Raw genomic sequence first — 22,330 nt, 5'->3', positions numbered from 1 at the left:
GCGGCGCAAGTTCCGCGACCGCGGCCGAGCTGGACCTGAGCTTACCGAATGCCATTGCCTCCCGGGGGTAGCCGCAAATGGTTAAACCCCGCTGAAGCAGGGAGGAAGCGTCGGCCCAGTGTCCTGACGCGCGTCCAACTTTCTTCCCTCGCCCCTGAAAAGGGGGAGAGGGTTGCGGAGACTTGGGTTCAGCGTAGCTGGCCCCTAGTCGGAGCTAGGTGAGGGGGTGCGGCCCCAAAGCGGCCGCGCGGCGCTGCGCGCCGCTCTACCCCTCACCAAGCTGCGCTAGCCAGCAAGCTTCGCTATCCTCTCCCCTATCAAGGGGAGAGGGGATCGAGGCTAAAACCGGTTGTCCCGCGGGAATCCCGTCGGCGGCATCCGTCCCGCCGCGCCGCGCGCCGCGCGCCATGGCGAAAGATCGGTTTCGCTGCGCGTCCGCCCGGTTTCGCCGCCCATCGCCCAGCTGAGCCCTTCGGCCATCTTGAAGGTCCGGGCGTCCGCGAGCCCGCCGTCGCGATAGCGCTGGAGCTGCACGCCCTGCCCGCGCCCGAGCTCGGCGACTTCCGAAAGCGGGAAGACCAGCAGCTTGCGATTGTCGCCGATCACCGCGACGGCGTCGTCGTCGCCGGGAATCGGCCGCACCAATTTGAGTTGCGCGCCCGCGCGCGGCGTCACCACCTGCTTGCCCTTGCGCGTCTCGGCGATCACGTCGCTCACATTGACCACGAAACCGCGCCCGTCGCTCGCCGCGACCAGCAATTTGCTCGCCGCGCTCGCCGGCAGCAAGGCGACGATCTGACGCTCGCCCTCCAGATCGACCATCAGCCGCACCGGCTCGCCGAACCCGCGCCCCCCGGGCAATTTGTCGCCCCCGAGCGTGTAGAAACGGCCATTGTCGGCAGCGAGCAGCAATTTGTCGGTGGTCTGGGCGTGGAACGCGAACAGCGGGCCGTCGCCTTCCTTGAACTTTAGCGTCTCGGCGGACGCCAGCTCGACATGCCCGCGCATCGCCCGGATCCAGCCGCGCTGCGACAGGATCACGGTGATCGGCTCGCGCTCGATCATCGCCTCGAGCGGGATCTCGCGCGCCGGCGCGGCCTCCTCGATCCTGGTCCGCCGTGCGCCGAGCGGCGTATCCAGCCCATAGCGCTCGATCATCTTGCCGAGATCGCGCTTCATCCGGGTGCGCTGGCGCGCGTCGGACGACAACAAGGTCTCCAGCTCGGCTTTCTCCTTGAGCAGCGCCGCTTCCTCGCGCTTGAGCTCCATCTCCTCGAGCCGGCGCAGGCTGCGCAGCCGCATGTTGAGGATCGCCTCCGCCTGGCGGTCGGTCAGTTCGAATTCGGCCATCATCACGGCCTTGGGCTCGTCCTCGGTGCGGATGATCTCGATCACCCGGTCGAGGTTGAGGAAGGCGATGATATAGCCGCCGACCAGTTCGAGCCGGTCGGCGATCTTGTTCAGCCGATGCTCGGAGCGCCGGCGCAGCACCACGAACTGATGCTCGACCCATGCCGCGATCGCCTCGTGCAGACTCATCACCCGCGGCGTGCGGTTCTTGTCGAGCACGTTGAGGTTGAGCGGCACCCGCACTTCGAGGTCGGTGAGCCGGTAGAGGCTGTGGATCAGATCCTCCGAGCTCACCGTCCGGCTGCGCGGCTCGAGCACGATGCGGATGTCCTCCGCCGATTCGTCGCGCACGTCGCCGAGGATCGGCAATTTCTTCTCGTTGATCAGCTCGGCGATGCCCTCGATCAGCTTGCCCTTCTGGACGCCGTAGGGAATCTCGGTGACGACGAGGTGCCAGCCGCCGCCTTTCTCGTTCACCCGATCGACCTTGGCGCGCACCCGGAAGCCGCCACGCCCGGTGGCATAGCTCTCGGCGATCGCCGCGGGGCTGTCGACGACGACGCCGCCGGTAGGGAAATCGGGGCCGCTGACATAGTCGAGCACGTTCGCCTGCGGATTGTCGATCAGCGCCACCGCGGCGTTCATCAATTCGGCGGCGTTGTGCGGCGGGATCGCGGTCGCCATGCCCACTGCGATGCCCGCGGCGCCGTTGGCGAGCAGATTGGGAAACAGCCCCGGGAACAGTTCGGGCTCTTCCTCCTCGCCATTATAGGTCGCGCGGAAATCGACCGCATTCTCGTCGAGCCCGGCCATCAGATCGATCGCGACCTGGGTCAGCCGCGCCTCGGTGTAGCGATAGGCCGCGGCGTTATCGCCGTCGATATTGCCGAAATTGCCCTGCCCGTCGACGAGCGGATAGCGGAGCGCGAAGGTCTGGGCGAGGCGGACCATCGCGTCATAGACCGACTGGTCGCCATGCGGATGATATTTGCCGATCACATCGCCGACGACGCGCGCGCACTTCTTGTACCCGCTCGCCGGATCGAGCCTCAGCAGCCGCATCGCCCAGAGCAGCCGCCGGTGCACCGGCTTCAGCCCGTCGCGGACGTCGGGCAGCGAACGCGCGGTGATGGTCGACAGCGCATAGACGAGATAACGCTCCGACAGCGCACTGTCGAAAGGGACATCGGTGGGGCCGGAGGAATCGACGGAGTCGGTATCGAGAGTCATCGCAGCGACGGATAGCAGGCGGAACCCCGCCCCGCCAAGCCGGTGTTCACAAGGCGTTCCCCGCCGTCACGCCGTCTCCGGCGCGACGAACGCGCCGAGCGGATCGTCCCGCGCCGCCGCGGCGATCTCGGCGAGCAGCCAGTCGCGAAAGGCGCGGATCTTGGGCAGGTTGCGCTTGCCCTCGGCATACATCAGCCAGAAGCTGTTGCGGTACATCGCAGCGTGCGGGAGCGGCTGGACCAGCAGCCCCGCGTCGATCGCCGGCTGCCACATCGGCGGGCTGAGGATCGCGACGCCGTGTCCGGCGATCGCGGCATTGCCGTCGAGCACCTGCGAATCGAAGCGGATACCCGACGCCTGGCTGCGATCCACTTCGTCGCCCAGCGCGCCGCAGAACCACAGGTCCCACCAATCGTCCCCGGGGGTGATCCGCGGCAGCCGCAGCATGTCGGCGGGCGTCTCGACCGGCGGGTGTTTGGCGAGCAGGGCCGGGCTCGCCAGCGGTGTCACCGGCATCCGCATCAGGAAATGCGCGCAGAGCCCGGCAATCGGCCCGGCGCAGCCGCGCAGCCCGACATCGGCGTCGCCCGCCGCCAGATCCACGATCTCGTCGCTGACCAGCAGGCGCACCGCCAGCTCGGGCCGCAACAGCTGAAACGCGCCGAGCCGTCCCGCCAGCCAGTTGGTGGCGAGCGTGCGCGGCGCCGAGATCGTCAACACGCTCTCCGATTCGACCCGTACCGACGCGAACGCCTCGCCCAGCGTGTCGAAGGCCCCGGTGATCTGCGGCGCGATCCTGCGACCCAGATCGCTGAGCATCACCGCGCGCCCGTTGCGCGCGAACAAGGCCGCGCCGAGCCGTTCCTCGAGCAACTTGATCTGATAGCTGACTGCCGCCTGCGTCATGCCGAGCTCTTCGGCGGCGCGGGTGAAATTGCAATGGCGAGCGGCGGCCTCGAAGACGCGGACGGCGGCGAGCGGCGGGATCTGACGCATGCCGTCTATATAAGCCGAGCTTATTACGTTCGTCCAACGATTTGTTGGCGCATCGGCAGCAACAGGCCCAGATAGACGGGGCTGCCGCAGATGGCACGACATAAGGAAACGAGCCATGCTGAACCTACTGACTTTCGTCGCTTTTCTCGCTGCCCCCTCCCCTCAGGCGGTCCCGGCCGAGGCCCCCGCAACCCTCCGCGTCCGCCATGTGGACCTCGATCTTTCGCGGTCCGCCGACCGCGCCGAACTGGACCGCAGGATCGCCCGTGCGGTGGAAAAGGTCTGTCCGACCCGGCAACCCGGCGATCGGATGCCGTCGCTGGCCGGCCTGCGTTGCCGCGCCGAGACCGAGGCGCGCGTCGCCCCCCAGCGCGGCCGCGTCGTCGCCCAGGCGAACAGCCCGGTCCAATTGTCGAGCACCGGCCGCTGACCGCCTCAGAAAACCCGCCAGCTCCCGATAAAACTCGCTCGGCGGTCCCTGCGAGCGGCGCGTCGCCGCTCGCCTTTTTCACAAGTCCTGCTGATGGAACCGATAAGGAGAAGTCACATGTCGAACGATTATGAAGGCGCCGCCTGGGCCGATCGCCACCATGCCGTGAGCAATGCGCTCACCCATCTGTTCCGCCAGATGGCACATGCCTTCGAGCGGCTGAACGCCATCAAATATGACGCGCCATGGGAACGGGTACACTGCTAACCGACTGGTTTCGCCCGATGATTTACACATCGCCACAATTTGGCCTTGATTATGGCCAAATTGTGGCTTGACGCTTTCCCACGCATGTGATGGCATATCATCCTCATTGCAGGAGATATGCCCATGCGCCTTATCGCCACTGTCGCAACCGCCGCGATGCTCGCCGCCTGCTCCCCCGCCGGAACCGACGATTCCGCGCGGGAAAGCCCGTCTTCCGCTTCGCCCGCCGCCGAAGCGCTCGACACCGCCGCACCCACCGAAGCCCGCGTGACCACCCCGGGGAGGCCCGGCGCGGACACGCCGCCCAAACTCCCGGTCTCGCTCCCCCAGCTGACCTATTCCTATGTCCTTTCTTATGTTCTGCCCGGCGACAAAATCGCCGCAGCGCAGAATGCGCACCGCGATATGTGCGAAGATATGGGCCCGGCGCGCTGCCAGTTGCTCGCGCTCGAACGGGGTATCGGCGAAGAACAGTCCAACAATGCAAAACTGCGGCTCCGCGTCGCCACCGCCGATGCACGCCGCTTCCAGGTGCTGCTCGATCACGAGGTGAGCGAAGCCGGCGGCCGTGCCGAAAGCGCCAAGATCGCCACCGACGAGGTGTCGAAGCAGATCGTCGACACCGAAGCCCGGATCCGCCAGCGCGAATTGCTCGTCGCCCGGCTCACCGAACTGCTGCGCAAGCGCCAGGGCCGCGTCGCCGATCTGCTCGAGGCCGAGCGCAACGTCACCCAGGCGCAGGAAGAGCTCGATCAGGCGCGCGGCTGGCTGGGCGAACTCAAGGGTCGCGTCGCGATGTCCGAATTCGAGATAGGCTATGCCGCGATCGCGCCCTCGGCCTCGTCGCAGACGCTCGGCACCTATCTGGGCGAAGCTGCGCAGGGTTCGGGCGTGGTGTTCGAGGTCGGACTGCGCGCCTTGCTGTCGCTGGCGATCTATCTGCTGCCGTGGCTCCTGCTTCTCGGCCTGCCGCTGCTCGCGCTGCGCACCCTGCGCAAGCGCCGCGTCGCGATCGAACGCGCCTGACCCGGGCCGATCTCCGCGGTCGCGCGACCGCGGAGACCGAAGGCCGCGATCGCGAAACCCACGCCTTGTTCCAATCTCAACCATCCCGATCAATCCGCCCCATTGCACCCCACCCATAAATGTGATGTTGTATCATTACAAAGAAAGGGAGGAATCGATGCCACGGCGACTCATCATGATGATCTCGGGCGGTAGCGCGGCGCTGGTGGTGCTCGCGACCTGCCTGTTGCTGATTCAGTCGGGCAACCGGCGCGAAATCGTGCCGACGCCCGCAAACCCCGCGTCGATAGTGGCGGAGGCATCGGGCCCGGCTGCCTTGCGGGTGCCCCCGCCCGCTTATGCAGCCGCGTCGCCCGCATCCCCGCAGACCACCGACATCACCTCCCCAGCGGCGCCGATCCAGGTCAGCGTGCCCCAGCTCGCTTATGCCTATCTGCTCGGCTACCGCCTCCCCGGCCCCGCGATCGCCGACGCCCAACAGGCGCATCTCGCGCTCTGCCAGCGCCTCGGCACCGCGCGTTGCCAGCTGGTGTCGATGCGCCACGGCAATTCGGACGAAGCCTATGCCAACGCCAATCTCGAGCTCCGCGTCGCGAGCGACGTGGCCCAGAGCTTCCGGGCGGAGCTGACCAGGGCCGTCGCCACGGCCGGCGGGCGCCCGACCGAGACCAGCATCACCGCGGAAGACGTCTCGAAGGACCTGGTCGACACCGAGGCGCGGATCCGCCAGCGCGAGATCCTTGTCGCCCGGCTCACCGACATGCTGCGCAATCGCCAGGGCCGCGTCTCCGAGCTGGTCGAGGCCGAACGCAGCGTCGCCGGCGCGCAGGAGGAGCTCGATCAGGCCAAAGGATGGCTGCGCCAGCTGCGCACCCGGGTCGCCCTCTCGCAATTCCGGATCAACTACGTCCCCGCGGTCGCGGTCGAACCTTCTCCGCGCGCACAGACCGGGCGGCTGAGCGACGCGGTCATGGCATCGGCCGGAATGGTGCTCGCCATCGGGCGCAATCTGCTGATCCTGCTGATCTTCCTGACCCCCTGGGCGCTGATCGGGCTGGCGGGGACCCTGTTCGCCCGGCGCTGGTTCCGGCGCCGATCGCGCATCGCGGCGGAAGCGTGATTGCACGGCAACACCGCGTGCTTTATAGCGCCGGGCTCTTCCAGAGCCCCGGCTGCCGTGCGGTCCTTTCCGCGCCGCCGGGGCGACGCTTTTCAGGGGTAAGAGCCAAGATGGCACGCCGCCGGCAGATCTACGAAGGCAAGGCAAAGATCCTCTACGAGGGTCCCGAGCCGGGCACGCTGATCCAGTATTTCAAGGATGACGCAACTGCGTTCAACGCGCAGAAAAAGGGCACGATCAGCGGCAAGGGCGTGCTCAACAATCGCATTTCCGAGCATGTCTTCACCCTGCTCGGCGGGATCGGCATCCCTACTCACTTCATCCGCCGGCTCAACATGCGCGAGCAGTTGATCCGCCAGGTCGAGATCGTCCCGATCGAGGTCGTGGTGCGCAACGTCGTCGCCGGCAGCCTCGCCAAGCGCCTCGGCATCGAGGAAGGCACGCCCCTGCCGCGCACGATCGTCGAATATTATTTCAAGGATGACGCGCTCGGCGATCCGATGGTCACCGACGAGCACATCCTCGCTTTCGGCTGGGCCGCGCAGGAAGAGCTGCACGACATGGCCGACATGGCGATCCGGGTGAACGATTTCCTCTCGGGCCTGTTCGCCGGGATCGGCATCCGGCTGGTCGACTTCAAGCTCGAATTCGGCCGGATCTGGGACAATGACTATGCCCGGATCATCCTCGCCGACGAGATCAGCCCCGACGGCTGCCGGCTGTGGGACATCGCGACCAACGAGAAGCTCGACAAGGATCGCTTCCGCCGCGATCTCGGCGGCGAAGTCGAAGCCTATCAGGAAGTCGCCCGCCGCCTCGGCCTGTTCCCCGAAGGCGCCGATTCGGCGGTCCTCGACCTCGAAAGCCACCGCAAGCGCCGCGGCAAGTAACGCAACGGCGGCAAATGGGGCGCGGAGGACATCCTCCGCGCCCCTTTCGATTCCCGCACGCCGCATTTCCGATTGCGAGACTCGGCGCGCGCGGCCATAGGCTCCCCCCATGAAGCTCCGCATCATCGTCACCTTGAAGAACGGCGTGCTCGACCCCCAGGGCAAGGCCATCCAGCATGCGCTCGCCGGCCTCGGCTTCGACGGCGTCGAAGACGTCCGCGCCGGCAAGATCTTCGAGCTCGAGGTCGCCGAGGGCACCAGCGATGCAGCGATCGACGAGATGTGCCGCAAGCTGCTCGCCAACACCGTGATCGAGAATTACCGGATCGAGCGGGCATGAAGACCGCGGTCATCGTCTTCCCCGGCTCCAATTGCGATCGCGACATCGCGACTGCGCTCGAGGACGTGACCGGCACTGCCCCGGCTATGGTCTGGCACGGCGAGAGCGCGCTGCCTTCGGGCGTCGGCCTGATCGCCCTGCCGGGCGGCTTCTCCTATGGCGACTATCTCCGCTGCGGCGCGATCTCGGCGCGCTCGCCGGTGGTCCGCGCGGTGGTCGAGGCGGCGGAGCGCGGCGTGCCGGTGATCGGCATCTGCAACGGCTTCCAGATCCTCACCGAAGCCGGGCTGCTGCCCGGCGCGCTGATGCGCAATTCGGGACTCAACTTCGTCTGCCGCAACGTCGCGCTGACCGTCGACAACAGCCAGTCGATCTTCACCAGCGCCTATCAGAGCGGCGAGACGATCACCGTCCCCGTCGCGCACCATGACGGCAATTACTTCGCCGATGCCGAGACGCTCGACCGGATCGAAGGCGAAGGCCGCGTCGCCTTCCGCTATGCCGAGGACGTCAACGGCTCGGCCCGCAACATTGCCGGCCTGCTCAACAAATCGGGCAACGTACTCGGCATGATGCCCCATCCCGAGCGCCGCATCGAAGCCGCGCACGGCGGCACCGACGGCCGCCGCCTGTTCGAGGGACTGCTCGAAGCCGTCGCCTGATCCGCGCCGCTCGGCCGCAGATTATCGCGGCGGAAGCTGACGGCCCAGAATGACTCCGCTGAGCAACTGCCCCGCCGGGCCTTCCAGCCGATAGGCTAGCCCTGCCTCGACGCCGGCCGGCCCAAATACGTTTCCGATGATGCGCCCCGAATAGCCGCCGCCCGAAGCGGTGCCGATGATCTGATTGTCGATCGCCACCACGACGTTCCCGGACAGCTCCAGCGTGAACGGCGCGAATTGCACGTCCGAGCCCAATTGCTCGACGAGGATGGTCGCGGTCACCCGCCGGGTCGGCCAGTCGATCGTGAAACTCTTGTCGGTCGAATTGACCGAATTCATCATTCGCCCCATCGGATCCAGAATCGACAGCTGACTCCGCGCGAGATAGCTCGACACCCCCGTAGCCGGGAAATCGCTGGGCCGGGTCTTCGCCCCGAATATCAGTTTGCGCTCGATCGAGCCGGGCAAGACCGTGTTGCGCCACGATGCATAGCCGGCATAGTTCATGCCCGCGGCATATTGCGAGCGGTTGAAGCCGAGATCGCCCGTGCTGAAATAATCATTGGCATAGCCGAAATTGGCGAGCGGCACCGGGACCGTCACGAAGTCCATTTTCTCGTCGAAATAGAAGACATGATAGCCGCGATTGGCCACCTGGTAATCGAACCCGATCGCCGGGGATTCGCTGTCGAGCGTGACGGTCGCCGCACTGGCCGTAGTCACGGTTCGCAACCCGAAGGCGTCGAATGAACGATCGCGGCTGAAATCGAGAACTTCATAGGACGGCGCAGGCGCCGCGGTTGGCGTCGGAGTCGGAGTCGGCGCGGCGGTCGTCGGCGGGGCGGTCACGCTTCCCGATGCTCCGCCCGATCCACCGCAGCCGGAAAGACCCAGCACGGCAATCGCCGCAACCAACCCATGTCTGGCCACTATTTCCCCCTGAACCCTGCCCCACCGCGACCTATGTTTACGATAAGAGTTCAGTGCAAGCCTTTGTGTTTGCAAATCGAAACAGGCTGATCCGGCGCGGGACCACAATTCGCCTTGCGTCCGATGCGTCGGTGATCGCAGCTACGTTAGCGGACCTTGGCCGGATCGGCCGGCCAAGCGCCCGCCCGCACGATATCGGCCAATCCCTCGATCGTGACCGGCCGCTTCGGCTTTCCCGGAAATAATCGGCCGAGCCCGGCGGAGGACGCGAAGAAGGTCACCACCCCGATGGCGGGAGCCGCGGCATCCGGCAAGTCGAAGGCTGCTGCGACCCATAGCGTGAGGGCAATTGACGGGATCAGCAGCAGCAAGCCGCACAGGACCGCGCGCGGCGATGTGCCCTCGACGTGGAAGAACTCGGTCCACTGTTCCTCGAGGGCGGAGAAATCGGTGCCGAACGCTTCATGAAGGCGCTGCAACAGCTCGGAGGCGTCGTCTCCGTCCACTCCAAGATCCGGCCCCAGCCGTGCCCAGGGCTGCAGCCTGGCCGAAGGAATGCCGTGCTCTTCTCGCAGCAGATCGGTGATGGCCTGTAGCGGGTCGGTCATGGCCGCGATGATAGCGATTTGACGAACGGCGGCCATTACCTTGCATCGGAAGGGAAGCCGCTGCCTGACGCTTGCAAAATAGGATTTCGTCTGCTCGCCTCGGACGGTCCGGATTGCCGGCCGCTCCTTGACCTCGTCGAACCGATCGCCGTGCGCCGGGCCTGTCCCCGAAGTGCATTTGGCGCGGCGAACGCGTGGCCCGGGTGCCGCGCCGGCGTCGCGTCGGCGTCGCGCCACGGCCGCGAAGGCGTGGCGCGAGTGGCGCACGGGTGGTGCGCTACTGTCGCGCCGGTGTCGCGTGGCGGGCGCGTCGCGGCCGCGTCGCACTACGCTTCCGAGGGGGATCCGGCGAAAACCGCGCCAGACCCTCAACTTTCGCAACTTTGGCGCGCCAGATCAGCCCGCACCGTCATCCCGGCGCAAGCCGGGACCTCGGGCGAGGCGCGGGACAGAGCCGCACGAGATCCCGGTCAGAGCCGGGTCGACATGAATCGCTACAGCCGCGCCTCGAGCCACGCCTTGATGTCGCCCATCACTTCCTCCTTGCCCAGGTCGGCGAGCAGGTCGTGATAATGATCCTGGTAGATCTTGAGCGTCTTGTCGGCCGATCCGGCGGTCTCGTAGAAGAACTCGCTCCCCTTGCACACCGTCGCCTTGTCGGCGCTGCCGTGCAGGATCAGCACCGGCAGCGTGATCGTCGAGAATTCCTCGCGCAGCCGCTCGTCGGCGCGGACCAGCGCCGCGACGGTGGCCGCGGGCTGGGTCTCGTCCTGCGTCAGCGGATCGGCGTTGAGTTCGGCGACCTTTGCCGGATCGCGCGAGAAATCCTCGTTCTTGAGCTTGAGCACGCCCAGTCGCGGGGCGATGTGGCTCAGCCCCTTGATCGCGGCGAGCGCGAAGCCCGGCGCGGGGACCTGGAACGCGAAGCTCTCGCAGATGAATCCGTCGATCTCGGCCTGATGATCGAGCACATAGCTCGCCGAGGTCACCCCGCCGGCGCTGTGCCCGAGCAGGAAGACCTTCGATCCCGGATAGCGTGCCTTGGCGATCTCGATCGTGCCCGCGACATCCGCGACATAATCCGCCACGTCCTCGACATAGAAACGCTCGCCCTCCGAACGCCCGCGCCCGCGCAGATCGAGCGCCAGCACCGCATAACCGCTCTCGATCAGCCGCTCCGCCGCCCATGCGTGCTGCCCGCCGTGCGAGTTGACGCCGTGGCAGATCACCACCACCGCGCGGGGCGCATCCGCCGGCTGCCACACGCGATAAAAGATGTTGAGTCCGCCCGCGCTGGTGAAATTCGCTTCCTCGGCAGTCATGGAACGCTCCCCCTTCCGGCTTCGGGGCGAGATTGTTCCGACACTGCAACAATATGCAAGTGCGCAGTTTGCATGCCTAGCCGCGAGGCGTCCGTTCTCCGAGAAGCGCGGTGGTCCGCGCCAGCACCACGAGCAGGCTCGGCCAGAGCATCGTGTTCCACAAATCGTGCAAATTTGCCCAGAGATCGATCGGCGTACGCGCGGTCACGCTGTCGCGCAGATCCCATCCCTCGCCGAGCAGCGTCGCGGCGAGAGCGACCGCCCAAGGCTTCCAGCTGCGGATCGGCCAGCGGAAGACGAGCGCGCTGCCGACGAACAGCAGCAGTCCGATATGGATGTGCAGCGCGTCCTTGGCGAGGCCGAGATGCTGGACCAGCCAGAATTTGGCCGTCTGGAGCAAGCTCATCAGACCCGCGTGGCGAAGGGCGTGAAGTCGGTCCCCTCGTCATAGACGTCGACGCCTTCGCGGCGCTTGAGAAAACCGACGATCGCATAGGTCGCCGGGGTCAGCAGCACTTCCCAGCCGACCTTCAATGCCCATTGGGTGAACATCACCTTGATCACGAGCTCGGTGGTCCAGCCTTCGGCGCCGAGAAAAGCGAGCGGATAGAAGATCAGGCTGTCGATCGCCTGCCCGGCAAAGGTCGATCCGATCGTGCGCGTCCAGAGCATGCGCCCTTTGGTCCACAATTTCATCCGCGCCAGCACATAGGAATTGACAAACTCGCCCGCCCAGAACGCGCAAACCGAGGCGAGCACGATCCGCGGCACCTGTCCGAAGATCGTCTCGTATGCGGCCTGATTGCCCCAGCTCGGCGCCGGCGGCAGCATCACCACCACCCACGACATGAAGGCCATGAACAACACGGCGCCGGTGCCCGCCCAGATCACCCGCCGGGCACGGGCATAGCCATAGACCTCGGTCAGCACGTCGCCGATCACATAGGAGAGCGGGAAGAACAGGATGCCCGCGCCGAACGGCCAATAGCCGATCCCGGGCAGCCAGACCTGCGCGACCTTGCCCGCACCGAGCACGTTCGACAGCAGCAAGATCGCAACGAACGCCGCCATGACGAAGTCGTAATAGCGGAAATGCCCGCCGCGCACGTCGCGTGCGGCGACCTGCGCCGGTCTCTCTGCCCCCTCGGTCATGACGGCGGTTATGATGGCGGTTTCACCGGCACGCAATCCGTGGCAGAGGCTGTCGCCGCGCGCGCCCGTAGCTCAGCTGGATAGAGCACATGCCTTCTAAGCCTGTGGTCGTTGGTTCGAATCCAACCGGGCGCGCCAAATTCCGCGATTCCGCGGAATCAGGTCGCGAGATGCAGCAGCGCCCGAACACTTTTCAGGATACATGCTGCAGCGACCGAGCATGAAGTTCGCCCATATCGCAAGGCGGGTTCCCTACCGCATCTTCGTCAATTTCTCGATTTCAATCCGCATCAGATTATCGACTTCCGGATTACTTCCCACAGGAATTAAAACGATTTCGTCCACTGGCCCCGACTCACAATCTATATCGTTAAATTCCAGCCAGTCAGTTTCCAGCCCCCCGCGAAAGAAAGCCGTTATCGCATAAGGAAGGTCCCTGGCGAGAATCTCATCGTCGAATTCATCGTGAACTTTCTCGGAATCATCGCCAGAAAAACCGACCAGGCATGGAGATCTGTTCATAATGAAATCGAATAATGCATGCAGCCGCTCTTCGGGTGCGGATCTTATCCAGGCAAATACGGCCAGATGCGTTCCGCTTCGCCGAAAATGCCTTCCTTCATCCAACGTCATGATTTTAAGCGTGGCACACATCATCGTATTGCATCCGCTTTTCGACGTAGCGCCTCCGCCTGCCGCAGCTTCTCTGCTGCCTGACGTTCGAAATTCTCAGCATCACGCAGGTTCTTTTTCGCGCGGACGGCGCGTTGCGCTGCCTGGGCCTCGGGAGACATTTTCTCCATTCCCGGCTTTACGGTTGGATTGCGCGTTTCCTGTATGACTTTTTGGCGATGCTCCGCAGCCCGACGAAGCAACGAGCGCGCGCCCCTCACCAGTTCGTTGGCTTGTCGTTGCAAAGCCGCGATCTCGAAACGGTAAAAATATCTAATGACCGGAGTCGCCATGCCGCGCGTCAAGATAAGCGCACCGCCGACGCTCATGACTGTCATGGCGGTGCCGGCCCTTTGCTCGCGACGCGCAGTTTCGGGATCGCTACGATCGCCCCAGCAGCCGGTTTGAAGCGTGATGCACCCGAGCTCCATTCCCGTGGGATCTGTCCGGTTTACGGGATCATTTGCGACGTACGCATAGAGGTTTACCTGATCCTCGTATCCGATCGGATCGACCTGCAGGAACCGCCCGAGAATGGGCGAATAGATGCGGGCCTTATAGTGGTACATGCCGATCTCGGGGATCCAGGCCTGCCCGGTATACTGGAACCGCCCCATATTCGCGGCGCTCGGAATTCCGTACTCGTCATAGCTGTTGATCTCGAGGACGGAGCCGCCGATGCCGTCTGCAACCGACACGATCGAACCCTGATGATCGGATTGCAGCGTCCGCATGTCCGCAAGCGTGCTGCCTTCATACCAGATCTGCGGGTCGTCGTCGGCGACGCCGTGAACGTAGCGCCGAAGCCACGCCCCTGAGCCGTCCTTCTCGGCGAGCAATTCGTCGCCATCATAGAGAAAGCGCGTGACGACGCTGCCGTCCGAAGTTTCGAAAAGCCTGCCCAGCGGATCATAGGTCAGACTGGCGACCAGCGGGCCGGCATAGTTCGTCGCCGGGCACTCGGCGGACAGTTGCTTCCGCACTTCGACCAGCCGGTTCTCGACGTCATATTTATAGACCCGGGCCCCTTCCGCGGTCAGGTTTCCGTTCTTGTCATAGCAGAATGCCGACCCTCCCGCGGCCGTATATTGGTTGAGACCGTTGGTCGTGTAGCCGCGGTTGACGTTGGCATCGCCGCCGAACACGTAGCGATCGTTCGACCGCGTCCGCGAGACGATCTGGTCCGAGGGATTATATGCGAAGCCCAGCGTGACGTCGTGGGTCGTTCCCGCTCCGTCGAGATCGTCGGCCATGCTCGCGAGGCGGCCGGCACTGTCGCGCCCGTAGCTGGTGACGACCGCGCCGCGCGTCACCCTCTCGACGTCGCCGCCGGGTGTGTAGGCATAGTCGACGATCGTCGCTGCCGAAGGGTTCTTGATCGTATCCAGCCGGTCGAGCCCGTCATAGGCGTAGGAGAAGGTCAGCTCGCCCGGGTATTTTACGCTCGCGCGATTGCCGTTGGCATCCCAGGTGTAGGCAATTGTGGGGCCGGCCGGATCCTGATTGGTCTGGGTCGACAGGAGCCGACCGAACCCATCATAGCTATTGGTGATGCCGGGACCGCTCGCAGACCCGAAACGCGCGAAGAGCGGCAGCCCCTGCAGATCATAGCCATAATGGACGTCGGCCGCGGCACCTCCGGGGACATCTTTGAAGACCATCCTGTCGAGCGCGTCGTAACTATAGCCGATTACCTGGCCGTCGCGCCTCGTCAACGAGGTGCGATTGCCGTTCGCGTCGTAGGTATAGGCTTCGTAGTCGTCCGAACTGACCTGCCCGGGCACGGTTGCCGAAGGGAAGCTCCATTTCGTGATGTGATTGAAGATCGACCCACCATATTCCATGGTGGCCAGGTTACCGTTGGCGTCCTTGATCGAGATCGGCTTGCCATAGGCGGACCGGCCGCCACCATAGGTATAGGTCGCATAATCTTGCTGCAGCGTATTGGGAAAACCGTTGGCTGCGGTTATGCCCAGCGCCTTGGTTATCTTCAGCAACTGGCCGATTTCATCGTAGAAGTTGCGGGTGATCCGATCAGGGCCGAAATTTCCTTGAAGACCGAGCGCGCAGGCGCTCGTCGGAAGGTTGGCGAAGGCGGCCGGGTTCATCCGCTCCGCGGTGCAATCGAGCCGATGATAGGCGTCGTAGCTCATCTGCGTGACCGCATAGGCCGTGCCGATCGTGCCGTCGGCGCTCTCTACGGTCCGGGTCCGGCCTCCCCAATCGTCATAGAGATGCTCGACGACCTTGAAGACCGTGAAACCAGTCCAGTCGACCGGCGCGACGCTCTCCGGCTGCCAATACGCGAGTTCGCCCCTTTCTTCCCGGGTGAGATGGCCGGCCCCATTATAGGTCCGGCGCACCGCGGCGAAGCGGAGCGGCCCTGGCCCGTCGGGATCCGGCGAGATCACGCCGGTCTCGCGTCCGCCGACGTCGTACCGATAGCCGGTCGTGTAAGGGGAGGCCGACGCCTGAGCATGCGCGAGGCCAGGGAGCGCGCTCGCTCCCGCGACGATCATGGCCAGGATGCCGGACCAGAACGCCCGGTGGCGGACGAGGCGGGTCATGCGCACACCGTCAATCCGGCCTTGGGCTCGGTCTCGCTGATCTTGTTGGCATATTGATCGTAACCGTAGCAGGTTCGCAGCGAGACGCCGTCCGCCGTCATCACCTTGCCGCGCGTCAGCAAATTGTTGGGACCGCTATCCGGCCCATAGTCATAGGTGGTCAGCACCTCGTCATTGCCCGCGCAGGGGGCGGCCGGATTGCCGGTCGCGGCGCTGTTGCGACAGAAGCTTTCACTGGCGAGCTTCCAGATGGGATCGGCCGAGCGCGTCATCACCCCCGCCGCATTCCTGAACCAGGCATAGCGCTGGACATAGTCGAAGCGCTTCTGCGGCCGGATATTGTTCACCATCGGACCGGTCTCGGTCCGCACACCGCCATGATCATAATAAGTATACGAAGTCTCGTTCTGCGCCGGGTCCTTCACCGAAACCGGCTTGTTGCAGGTATTGATGTTCGCGCAGGTCGCAGCGAAGTCGGCGCTGGTGATGCCGTCCGAAAGCATATTGCCGCGCGCATCGTAGCTATAGGTCTCGAGCGGCCCCCCGCGAAGCTGCGCACTCGTCATGCGATTCCGCGAGCTATTCTCGAAATTCGCGACTTTCTCGCTCGAGCCGACGACGAGCAGCGCGCCAGTTCCAAGGATGGTGGAGAGCGCCATTCGCGTCTCGCCATTGGGCGCGACCGAGTCGTACTTCAGATAATAATAGCCGTACATTCCGGACGGGAAATTATAGGTCCAGACGAGACCGTCCCGAGTGACCTTCCGCGTCCGGTCATGGACATTCGTGATATTGATGCCCGGGGTACTCCCTCCCAATACGAAGGTGGTCACCGAACACATCTGGGCCTGCTCCGCCGGAGTCGGCTCCAGCCAGACTCCTCCGGGGCCGAAATGCGGCGGCCGCGCGCAATATTCGTAATTGACCTTGTCGACCGCGCTCGTCGGCGGCTTCACGCCGACCACCCGGTCGAACCGGTCGAGCGTGAAGCGCGTGGCTCCGCCGCCCTGGTTCGTCACCGTCAGCGATTTCGCGCCCGTAGTCCATGCATAGGAGGATTGGCGGCGAATGCCGGGAAGCGCGCAGGTGTCGGCCATGGGGTCGCACGTTTCGAACGCGTTGTTGACGGCGACCACACTCTGGAGCTCGAGAAATCCGACGTCGTCGACTGCGTTTGCGACATAATTGTATTTGAGCTGAAACCCGTCGTTCCGCGTGACCGATTGTATCCGGGAATACCTGTCATTTCGGCTCTTGACGTTGATGTCCACGATCAGCCCGTTCGGATAGGTGATCTTGGTCGCCACGCCGCAGAAGCCGGGGGCCACGCTTCGCGGGCCACCACTCAGACCGACATGACCCTTGCTCGTGTCGATCTTCATGATTGCCCCGTCGCCGGCCGTGTAGGTCCAGATCCCGGTGTTACCGCAGGACGCGAGGCTACCAATATTCACGCCGGGGGTATCGGCGACGAGAGAGCCTCCTTTCGTCGCTTCGAGCGTACCGTTGGGATTGATGAAGAAGGTTTCGCCGCCGCCGCCCATCCCGACTACCCAGCTTGGCCGGTAATCCCATTGCCCGCCGCCGGGTATGGGCGAATAATATCCCAGGCCGCCATGGAAGGAATCACCCATTGCGCCCTTGGGAAACCCCATAACATAGTTTCCGTGGATACTGCGGATGCTGTGTCGCAGTCCGGCCAGTTCGACATCGTCGACGCTGAAATGGGTGAAGCCCGAGGCGACGTCGACGCCGTTCTCGTCTTCCATCTTGATTTCGAGGGGCTCCGGCATGAGCGGCGCCTGTGCGAAGGAGGCTCCGCAGATCGCCGCATTCGTTGCCAGTGCCGTGATGCACAATGATCTGACCCGGCGAGCAAAAAGGACCATTCGACTCTCCGTCATTCGAAGCGGATCTCAAGCCGGAAAGCGTGGCGTATCCGCATCATTTGTCGCTGTTGCGCTGGCGATATCAGCAAGGAAAATGTCGTACCCGAGGAGGGACGAGCGCTATCGGTTCGGCCAATCAAGGCCCGGCCCCGACAAATAGACAGATATGGCGGGCTCTCCGGGGACATGGCTTAAATCATGATCCGGCGGCCGGATTCTCAGATCGCGCAGCAGAACAATTTCCACGCCGCCCCCTATCATGTGCCCCGACGCTCTTCTCCGAAGAAGAGGCCAATCTCGTCATGATGACTGCGTAAAGACGCTTGCGCAACCTCTCAAACCGTCTCGCTGAGCATCCGTGAATGCGCGCCTTCGCCCGCTCGCCATCGACCGGCGGGTGCATCTCGGCGCAAGCATGCGCATGCCCCCTTCCGCTTGCCGAAACCCACCCCACATTGACCCAAACGACCGAGAGGGTGAGGAAGGTGACGGGGAGTTCCAGTTCGCTGTTCGCGGCGGAGGTCGTCGAATGCGTGGCCGAAGGCCGCGCGCCCACCAACCGCGAGCTGCACGCGGTCGCCGAGCGGATCGGACGCGACAGCGGCCTGGGCCCGATCTTCGCCTGGGGCGATGCGGCGGCCGGCAGCGCGGAGGAACGCTATCTGCTCCGCGCCGCGCAAGCCGCCTTGCAGGGCACCGACGCCCGGCCCTGAAGTCGTCGCCTCAGGGTTTCGCCGGCGCCGTCTGCCGATCGAGGAAATCGAGGATCGTCGTCCACAGATGCTCGCTGACTCCCGGCCCGCCCACCTTATGGGTGTGGCCGGGATAGAGCATCATCTCGAACGGCACCTTCTGCTGCTGCAGCGTCGCCGCCATAGCGGTGGTGTGCTCGAGTACGACATTGTCGTCGGCCATGCCGTGGATGAGCAGCAGCGGATCCGCGATCTTGCTGGCGTCGCCGATCGTGTCGGAGCGCTTGTACGCCGCGGCCACCTTGGTCGGGTCGCCCATATAGCGCTCGGTATAATGGGTGTCGTAGAGTTCCCATTTGCTCACCGGCGCCCCCGCCACGCCCGCTGCGAACACGCCCGGCGCCGCCTCGAGCATCTTGAGCGTCATATAGCCGCCATAGGACCAGCCATACGTGACGATCTTCGCCGGATCGACGAAGTCGAGCGACTTCACGTAATTGGCGCCGGCGATCTGGTCCTCGACCTCGACCGACCCCATCGCGTGCCAGATCGCATCCTCGAACGCCTTGCCGCGATTGGCCGAGCCGCGATTGTCGATCTGGAACCAGATATAGCCGCGGTCGACGATATATTGCTGGAGCGCCCCGCCCCACGCCTTGCTCACCGTCTGCGAATGCGGCCCGCCATAATGCTGGAAGAATACCGGGTAGCGTTTGCCGGGTTCGCGCTTCGGCGAGACCATCTCCCAGTGCAGATCGCTGCCGTCCGGCCCCTTGATCGTCCCGAAGCTGCGCTCGTGGTGATTGGCGAGATATGGGTGGTACGGATGATCGGCGGCGGTGACTGCATTCTCGTTCACCCACGCGATCCGCTTGCCCGAGGCATCGGCGAGATAGACTTGCGACGGCTGATCAGGGCTCGATCGCGTGACGATCGCGCGGGTTCCCGCCGGATCCATCACGACGCCGTTCCACCAGCCGGCTTCGGTCAACCGCGTCACTGCGCCCGACTTGCGATAGCTCGTCGCATAGAGATGCCGTTCGAGCACGCCGTCCTTGTTGCCGAGGAAGAACACCTGCCCCCTCGCCTGATCGACTCCGACCACGTCGGGCGTCACTTCCCAATCGCCTTTGGTAAGCTGAGTCCATTTGCCCCTGGCGAAGCGATAGAGATGGCCGTGGCCCTCGCGCTCGGACCACCAGAGCAGGCTGCCATCGTCGAGCGGCGTCAGCGCGTTCGACAAGTTCACCCAGCTCTTCGCCCCCGATTTCTCGCTGAACAACACGCTCGACGTGCCCGTCGCCGGATCGACCGCGAGCAGGTCGAGCACGGTCTGGTCGCGGTTCTGGCGCTGGACGTAGAGCGTCTTGCCGTCGCGCGACCAGTCGACGCGTGCGAGGTAGATGTCGGTCTCCGCGCCGAGATCGACCTTTACCTTCGCGCTGCCGTCTGGCCGCATGACATAGAGTTCGACCAGCGCGTTCGCCGTCCCCGCTTTGGGGTAGCGCTGCTGGTAGATATTGGTCCCCTCGGCGCCGATCGCCGCGCGGGTGACCACGCCCACCGGCGCCTCGTCGAAACGCTCGACCGCCACGCGGCTGTCGTCGCGCGACCACCAATAGCCGGTCGAACGGTCCATTTCCTCCTGCGCGACGAACTCGGCCTCGCCCCAATGGACGGTGCCCGCGCCATCCTCGGTCACTCGCTTCGGCGTGCCGCTGGCGAGATCCATCACCACCAGATTCTGATCCTGGACATAGCTGGCGAAGCGGCCGGACGGGCTGATCACGGCATTGAGCTTGGGCCCTGCTGCGGCGGCGAGCTTGTGCACGCGCCCGTCGAGTCGGGCGAGGTAGAGCTCGCCTTCGAGCGGGACGAGCACCGATTGCGAATCGGCCGACCAGTCATAGGAAACGATGCCCCGCGTCCCGCCGATCCGCGCGCGCTCGCGCTGCATCTTCTCGGCCTCGGAAAGCGCCGCGCCCGTGCCGAGCTTCTTCGAATCGACCAGCATCCGCCATTGCCCGGTGCGGGTGTCCATCGCCCAGAGGTCGAAGCGCTCCTTCTCGTCGGCACGGTTGCGGAGCAGGGTGACGAACTTGCCGTCGGGCGAGAGCGTCAGCTTGCGCGGCGTGGTGCCGGCGAGATCGGGGCTGGCAAAGAGGCGCTCGAGCGTGAGTTCCTTGGCCTGCGCCGCCGCGTCATCGATCATCAGCGGTGCTCCCAGCGCAATCAAAGCCAGTCCCAGCAACCATTCCCGCATTCCCGTCTCTCCGGAGATCGCGCACCGCGAGCGCGGGCGAACGCGCCTTATCGCGACCGCGGGTGGCGCGGTAAAGGGCCTGTCCTCGCCGGCTTGCTCCATGGCCCCGCGCGACTTATCCCGGTACGATGCAGGTGATCGGCGACTATCAGCGGAACGGCTATGCCCTTGTCGAAGGGCTGCTCGCCCGCGAGGTCTGCAATGCCTTTCTCGACCAGTTCCAGCGCGCAGTCGCCAAAAGCGGCGCGGAGCTGAGCGCGTTCAACAATCTTTCGGATGTGCTGAAGCGCGAAGCCGTGGAGATGTACTCCTATCATTTCCCGCCGATGCTGACCCTGCTCTGGGGGCTCACGCCGATCGCCGAGCAAGTCAGCGGCAGGACTTTGCTGCCGAGCTACAGCTATTTCCGGATATATCGCGAAGGCGACATCCTCCGGGTGCACAGCGACCGGCCGTCGTGCGAGCACAGCATGTCGCTGACGCTCGACTATAGCGACGGCGTGCCATGGGATCTCGAACTGGCGCGCGGCGATCATGCGCCGTCGCTGCGGATCGAGGAGGATTTCGGTCCGGAAGCGCCTGCCGCGCTGACCATGCAGCCCGGCGACGCCGTGGTCTATCGCGGCGTTCAGCGGCGCCATGGGCGCACCGTGCCCAATCCCAATGGCTGGTCGGCGCATCTTTTCCTGCATTGGGTCGAGCGGGACGGTCCCTATGCCGACCACGCCTTCGACAAGCAGGCCGAGATCGCCCGGCCGGTCAATTTCAGCTTCCGTTAGTCCAGCCCCATCGCGACCTTGCGCGACACGAGGATGAAGCGCGGCCCGGCACCATTTTGCGCCGCGCGGTCGTCGGGATTGTAGAGCGCGCATTTGCGCAAGCTCAGACAGCCGCAGCCGATACAGCCGTCGAGATCGTCGAGCGTGCGCTGGAGCTGGGCGACGCGGGTCTCGATCACCTGACGAAAGCCGCGGCTGATCCGCTTCCAGTCGGCCGCGCTCGGAGCAGTTCCTTCGGGCAATGTGGCGAGCTCCGCGGCGATTTGCGGGAGCGTGAAGCCGAGTTGCTGGGCGATCAGCGCGAACGAGATGCGCCGGATGTCCGCGCGCAGGAAACGCCGCTGGTTGCCGCTGGTACGGATCGGATGGACTAGCCCCTTGCCCTCGTAGAAGCGCACTGCCGATACCGACAATCCGGTGCGCGCGGCCAGCTCGCCGATCGTCAGCAATTCGTTTCCGCGGTTCACCGTGCCTCCGATTTTTGCGCTTGACCTCAACTTAGGTTGAGGTTGTAGCTGCCTTTGGCATGGCCTCCAATCCGGAAAGGAAACCCATGCCGGCACCCTATATCGAGCACGTCAATCTCACGGTCCGCAGCCCTGAACGCACCGCGCAATTGCTCGCAGATCTGTTCGACTGGCACATCCGCTGGGAAGGACCGGCGCGCGACAATGGCCGCACCATCCATGTCGGCGACGAACGCACCTATCTCGCGGTCTATTCGCCGCCCGAAGCGCCTGAAGACGCCATTTTCGGCAAGGGCCAGCCGCTCAATCATGTCGGAATTCTCGTCGACGATCTCGACGATGTGGAGCGCCGCGTCCTGGCCGCGGGGCTCGTCCCTTTCGCGCATGCCGATTACGATCCCGGCCGGCGCTTTTATTTCCTCGATCACGACGGGACCGAGTTCGAGATCGTCAGCTACGCGTGAAAAGCTCAGTGGCGGGGCATGGGCTGATGCCCCACCGGCAGGTGATGCATCACGGCATGGATATCGCGCCGGTCGACGGCCTGGCCGCACATCGGGCAGAGTTCGAAATGGGCAAGCTCGTTGCGCAGCGGCGCCGTCCGGGCGGGGCGCTGGCCGAGAAAACGGGGCTGTGACATCGTCGCGTCGAACACGGGTTCGCCTTTCGTTAGCATCT

General features: G+C 64.7%; 23 protein-coding genes and 1 tRNA gene. 11 read left to right on the top strand and 13 right to left on the bottom strand.

Annotated features, from left to right (window positions below):
• Positions 1–339: 339 nt before the first annotated feature.
• A complete protein-coding gene (gene parC / locus Q9Q95_RS03940; RefSeq protein WP_306094035.1) occupies positions 340–2,580 on the bottom strand; it encodes a DNA topoisomerase IV subunit A in 2,241 nt (746 codons plus the stop codon).
• Positions 2,581–2,646: 66 nt separating this feature from the next.
• Entirely contained in the window at positions 2,647–3,576 is a 930-nt protein-coding gene (locus tag Q9Q95_RS03935) for a LysR substrate-binding domain-containing protein (protein ID WP_306094032.1), read from the bottom strand.
• A gap of 115 nt (positions 3,577–3,691) precedes the next feature.
• Here Q9Q95_RS03935 and Q9Q95_RS03930 point away from each other — a divergent pair, with 115 nt between their 5' ends.
• The 7 genes from Q9Q95_RS03930 (at position 3,692) to purQ (ending at position 8,311) form a co-directional block, all read left to right on the top strand.
• Positions 3,692–4,006: a UrcA family protein gene (locus Q9Q95_RS03930; RefSeq protein ID WP_306094030.1), complete on the top strand. Its 315-nt coding sequence runs from the start codon at positions 3,692–3,694 to the stop codon at positions 4,004–4,006.
• A gap of 117 nt (positions 4,007–4,123) precedes the next feature.
• Positions 4,124–4,273, top strand: a complete 150-nt coding sequence (locus Q9Q95_RS03925) for a hypothetical protein (protein WP_306094028.1) — start codon at positions 4,124–4,126, stop codon at positions 4,271–4,273.
• A gap of 123 nt (positions 4,274–4,396) precedes the next feature.
• Positions 4,397–5,299 carry a DUF4349 domain-containing protein gene (locus tag Q9Q95_RS03920; protein ID WP_306094026.1) on the top strand — a complete coding sequence of 301 codons (903 nt, stop codon included), beginning with the start codon at positions 4,397–4,399 and terminating at the stop codon, positions 5,297–5,299.
• 157 nt (positions 5,300–5,456) lie between these two features.
• A complete protein-coding gene (locus tag Q9Q95_RS03915; protein ID WP_306094024.1) occupies positions 5,457–6,419 on the top strand; it encodes a DUF4349 domain-containing protein in 963 nt (320 codons plus the stop codon).
• A gap of 110 nt (positions 6,420–6,529) precedes the next feature.
• Entirely contained in the window at positions 6,530–7,309 is a 780-nt protein-coding gene (gene purC, locus Q9Q95_RS03910; protein WP_306094023.1) for a phosphoribosylaminoimidazolesuccinocarboxamide synthase, read from the top strand.
• A 109-nt stretch (positions 7,310–7,418) separates the two neighbouring features.
• Positions 7,419–7,649 carry a phosphoribosylformylglycinamidine synthase subunit PurS gene (gene purS, locus Q9Q95_RS03905; RefSeq protein WP_306094020.1) on the top strand — a complete coding sequence of 77 codons (231 nt, stop codon included), beginning with the start codon at positions 7,419–7,421 and terminating at the stop codon, positions 7,647–7,649.
• Positions 7,646–8,311 carry a phosphoribosylformylglycinamidine synthase subunit PurQ gene (gene purQ / locus Q9Q95_RS03900; RefSeq protein WP_306094018.1) on the top strand — a complete coding sequence of 222 codons (666 nt, stop codon included), beginning with the start codon at positions 7,646–7,648 and terminating at the stop codon, positions 8,309–8,311. Before purS ends, purQ begins: the two co-directional genes overlap by 4 nt.
• A 21-nt stretch (positions 8,312–8,332) precedes the next feature.
• On the opposite strand, the gene Q9Q95_RS03895 is transcribed toward purQ, so the two are convergent.
• From Q9Q95_RS03895 to Q9Q95_RS03875, 5 genes are all read right to left on the bottom strand, one after another.
• Complete coding sequence (locus Q9Q95_RS03895) at positions 8,333–9,160, bottom strand: hypothetical protein (protein WP_306094016.1); 828 nt, start codon at positions 9,158–9,160, stop codon at positions 8,333–8,335.
• Positions 9,161–9,387: 227 nt separating this feature from the next.
• Entirely contained in the window at positions 9,388–9,885 is a 498-nt protein-coding gene (locus Q9Q95_RS03890) for an acyl carrier protein (RefSeq protein WP_306094014.1), read from the bottom strand.
• 458 nt (positions 9,886–10,343) lie between these two features.
• The gene (locus tag Q9Q95_RS03885) at positions 10,344–11,171 is read right to left on the bottom strand and encodes an alpha/beta hydrolase (RefSeq protein WP_306094012.1); all 828 of its coding nucleotides are present in this window, start codon (positions 11,169–11,171) and stop codon (positions 10,344–10,346) included.
• A gap of 76 nt (positions 11,172–11,247) precedes the next feature.
• Positions 11,248–11,577 carry a hypothetical protein gene (locus Q9Q95_RS03880; RefSeq protein WP_306094010.1) on the bottom strand — a complete coding sequence of 110 codons (330 nt, stop codon included), beginning with the start codon at positions 11,575–11,577 and terminating at the stop codon, positions 11,248–11,250.
• Positions 11,577–12,323, bottom strand: coding sequence for a queuosine precursor transporter (locus Q9Q95_RS03875; protein ID WP_306094008.1), 747 nt, complete (start codon positions 12,321–12,323; stop codon positions 11,577–11,579). Before Q9Q95_RS03875 ends, Q9Q95_RS03880 begins: the two co-directional genes overlap by 1 nt.
• A 61-nt stretch (positions 12,324–12,384) precedes the next feature.
• Here Q9Q95_RS03875 and Q9Q95_RS03870 point away from each other — a divergent pair.
• A tRNA-Arg gene (locus Q9Q95_RS03870) sits at positions 12,385–12,461 on the top strand.
• Between the two features lie 114 nt (positions 12,462–12,575).
• On the opposite strand, the gene Q9Q95_RS03865 is transcribed toward Q9Q95_RS03870, so the two are convergent.
• From Q9Q95_RS03865 to Q9Q95_RS03855, 3 genes are all read right to left on the bottom strand, one after another.
• Entirely contained in the window at positions 12,576–12,980 is a 405-nt protein-coding gene (locus Q9Q95_RS03865; protein ID WP_306094006.1) for a hypothetical protein, read from the bottom strand.
• Complete coding sequence (locus Q9Q95_RS03860) at positions 12,977–15,148, bottom strand: RHS repeat domain-containing protein (protein WP_306094004.1); 2,172 nt, start codon at positions 15,146–15,148, stop codon at positions 12,977–12,979. The genes Q9Q95_RS03865 and Q9Q95_RS03860 overlap by 4 nt, the downstream gene beginning before the upstream one ends.
• A 410-nt stretch (positions 15,149–15,558) precedes the next feature.
• On the bottom strand, positions 15,559–17,355 hold the full coding sequence (locus Q9Q95_RS03855) for a hypothetical protein (protein ID WP_306094002.1): 1,797 nt from the start codon (positions 17,353–17,355) through the stop codon (positions 15,559–15,561).
• 581 nt (positions 17,356–17,936) lie between these two features.
• Between Q9Q95_RS03855 and Q9Q95_RS03850 the strand changes: the two genes are divergently transcribed.
• Complete coding sequence (locus Q9Q95_RS03850; protein ID WP_306093999.1) at positions 17,937–18,164, top strand: hypothetical protein; 228 nt, start codon at positions 17,937–17,939, stop codon at positions 18,162–18,164.
• 10 nt (positions 18,165–18,174) lie between these two features.
• Here Q9Q95_RS03850 and Q9Q95_RS03845 read toward each other — a convergent pair whose 3' ends face one another.
• Positions 18,175–20,355, bottom strand: coding sequence for a S9 family peptidase (locus Q9Q95_RS03845; protein WP_306093996.1), 2,181 nt, complete (start codon positions 20,353–20,355; stop codon positions 18,175–18,177).
• Between the two features lie 179 nt (positions 20,356–20,534).
• Here Q9Q95_RS03845 and Q9Q95_RS03840 point away from each other — a divergent pair, with 179 nt between their 5' ends.
• Complete coding sequence (locus Q9Q95_RS03840; protein WP_306093994.1) at positions 20,535–21,185, top strand: hypothetical protein; 651 nt, start codon at positions 20,535–20,537, stop codon at positions 21,183–21,185.
• On the opposite strand, the gene soxR is transcribed toward Q9Q95_RS03840, so the two are convergent.
• Complete coding sequence (gene soxR / locus Q9Q95_RS03835) at positions 21,182–21,652, bottom strand: redox-sensitive transcriptional activator SoxR (RefSeq protein WP_306093992.1); 471 nt, start codon at positions 21,650–21,652, stop codon at positions 21,182–21,184. The two genes, Q9Q95_RS03840 and soxR, sit on opposite strands and share 4 nt — an antisense overlap.
• Before the next feature lie 86 nt (positions 21,653–21,738).
• Here soxR and Q9Q95_RS03830 point away from each other — a divergent pair, with 86 nt between their 5' ends.
• Positions 21,739–22,116, top strand: coding sequence for a VOC family protein (locus Q9Q95_RS03830; RefSeq protein ID WP_306093989.1), 378 nt, complete (start codon positions 21,739–21,741; stop codon positions 22,114–22,116).
• Between the two features lie 5 nt (positions 22,117–22,121).
• On the opposite strand, the gene Q9Q95_RS03825 is transcribed toward Q9Q95_RS03830, so the two are convergent.
• Positions 22,122–22,307 carry a hypothetical protein gene (locus Q9Q95_RS03825; protein ID WP_306093987.1) on the bottom strand — a complete coding sequence of 62 codons (186 nt, stop codon included), beginning with the start codon at positions 22,305–22,307 and terminating at the stop codon, positions 22,122–22,124.
• Positions 22,308–22,330 lie beyond the last annotated feature (23 nt).

The sequence above is a fragment of the Sphingomonas sp. DG1-23 genome (assembly GCF_030730875.1).
Classification (GTDB): domain Bacteria; phylum Pseudomonadota; class Alphaproteobacteria; order Sphingomonadales; family Sphingomonadaceae; genus Sphingomonas.
This window is presented reverse-complemented; position numbering and strand designations above follow the sequence as displayed.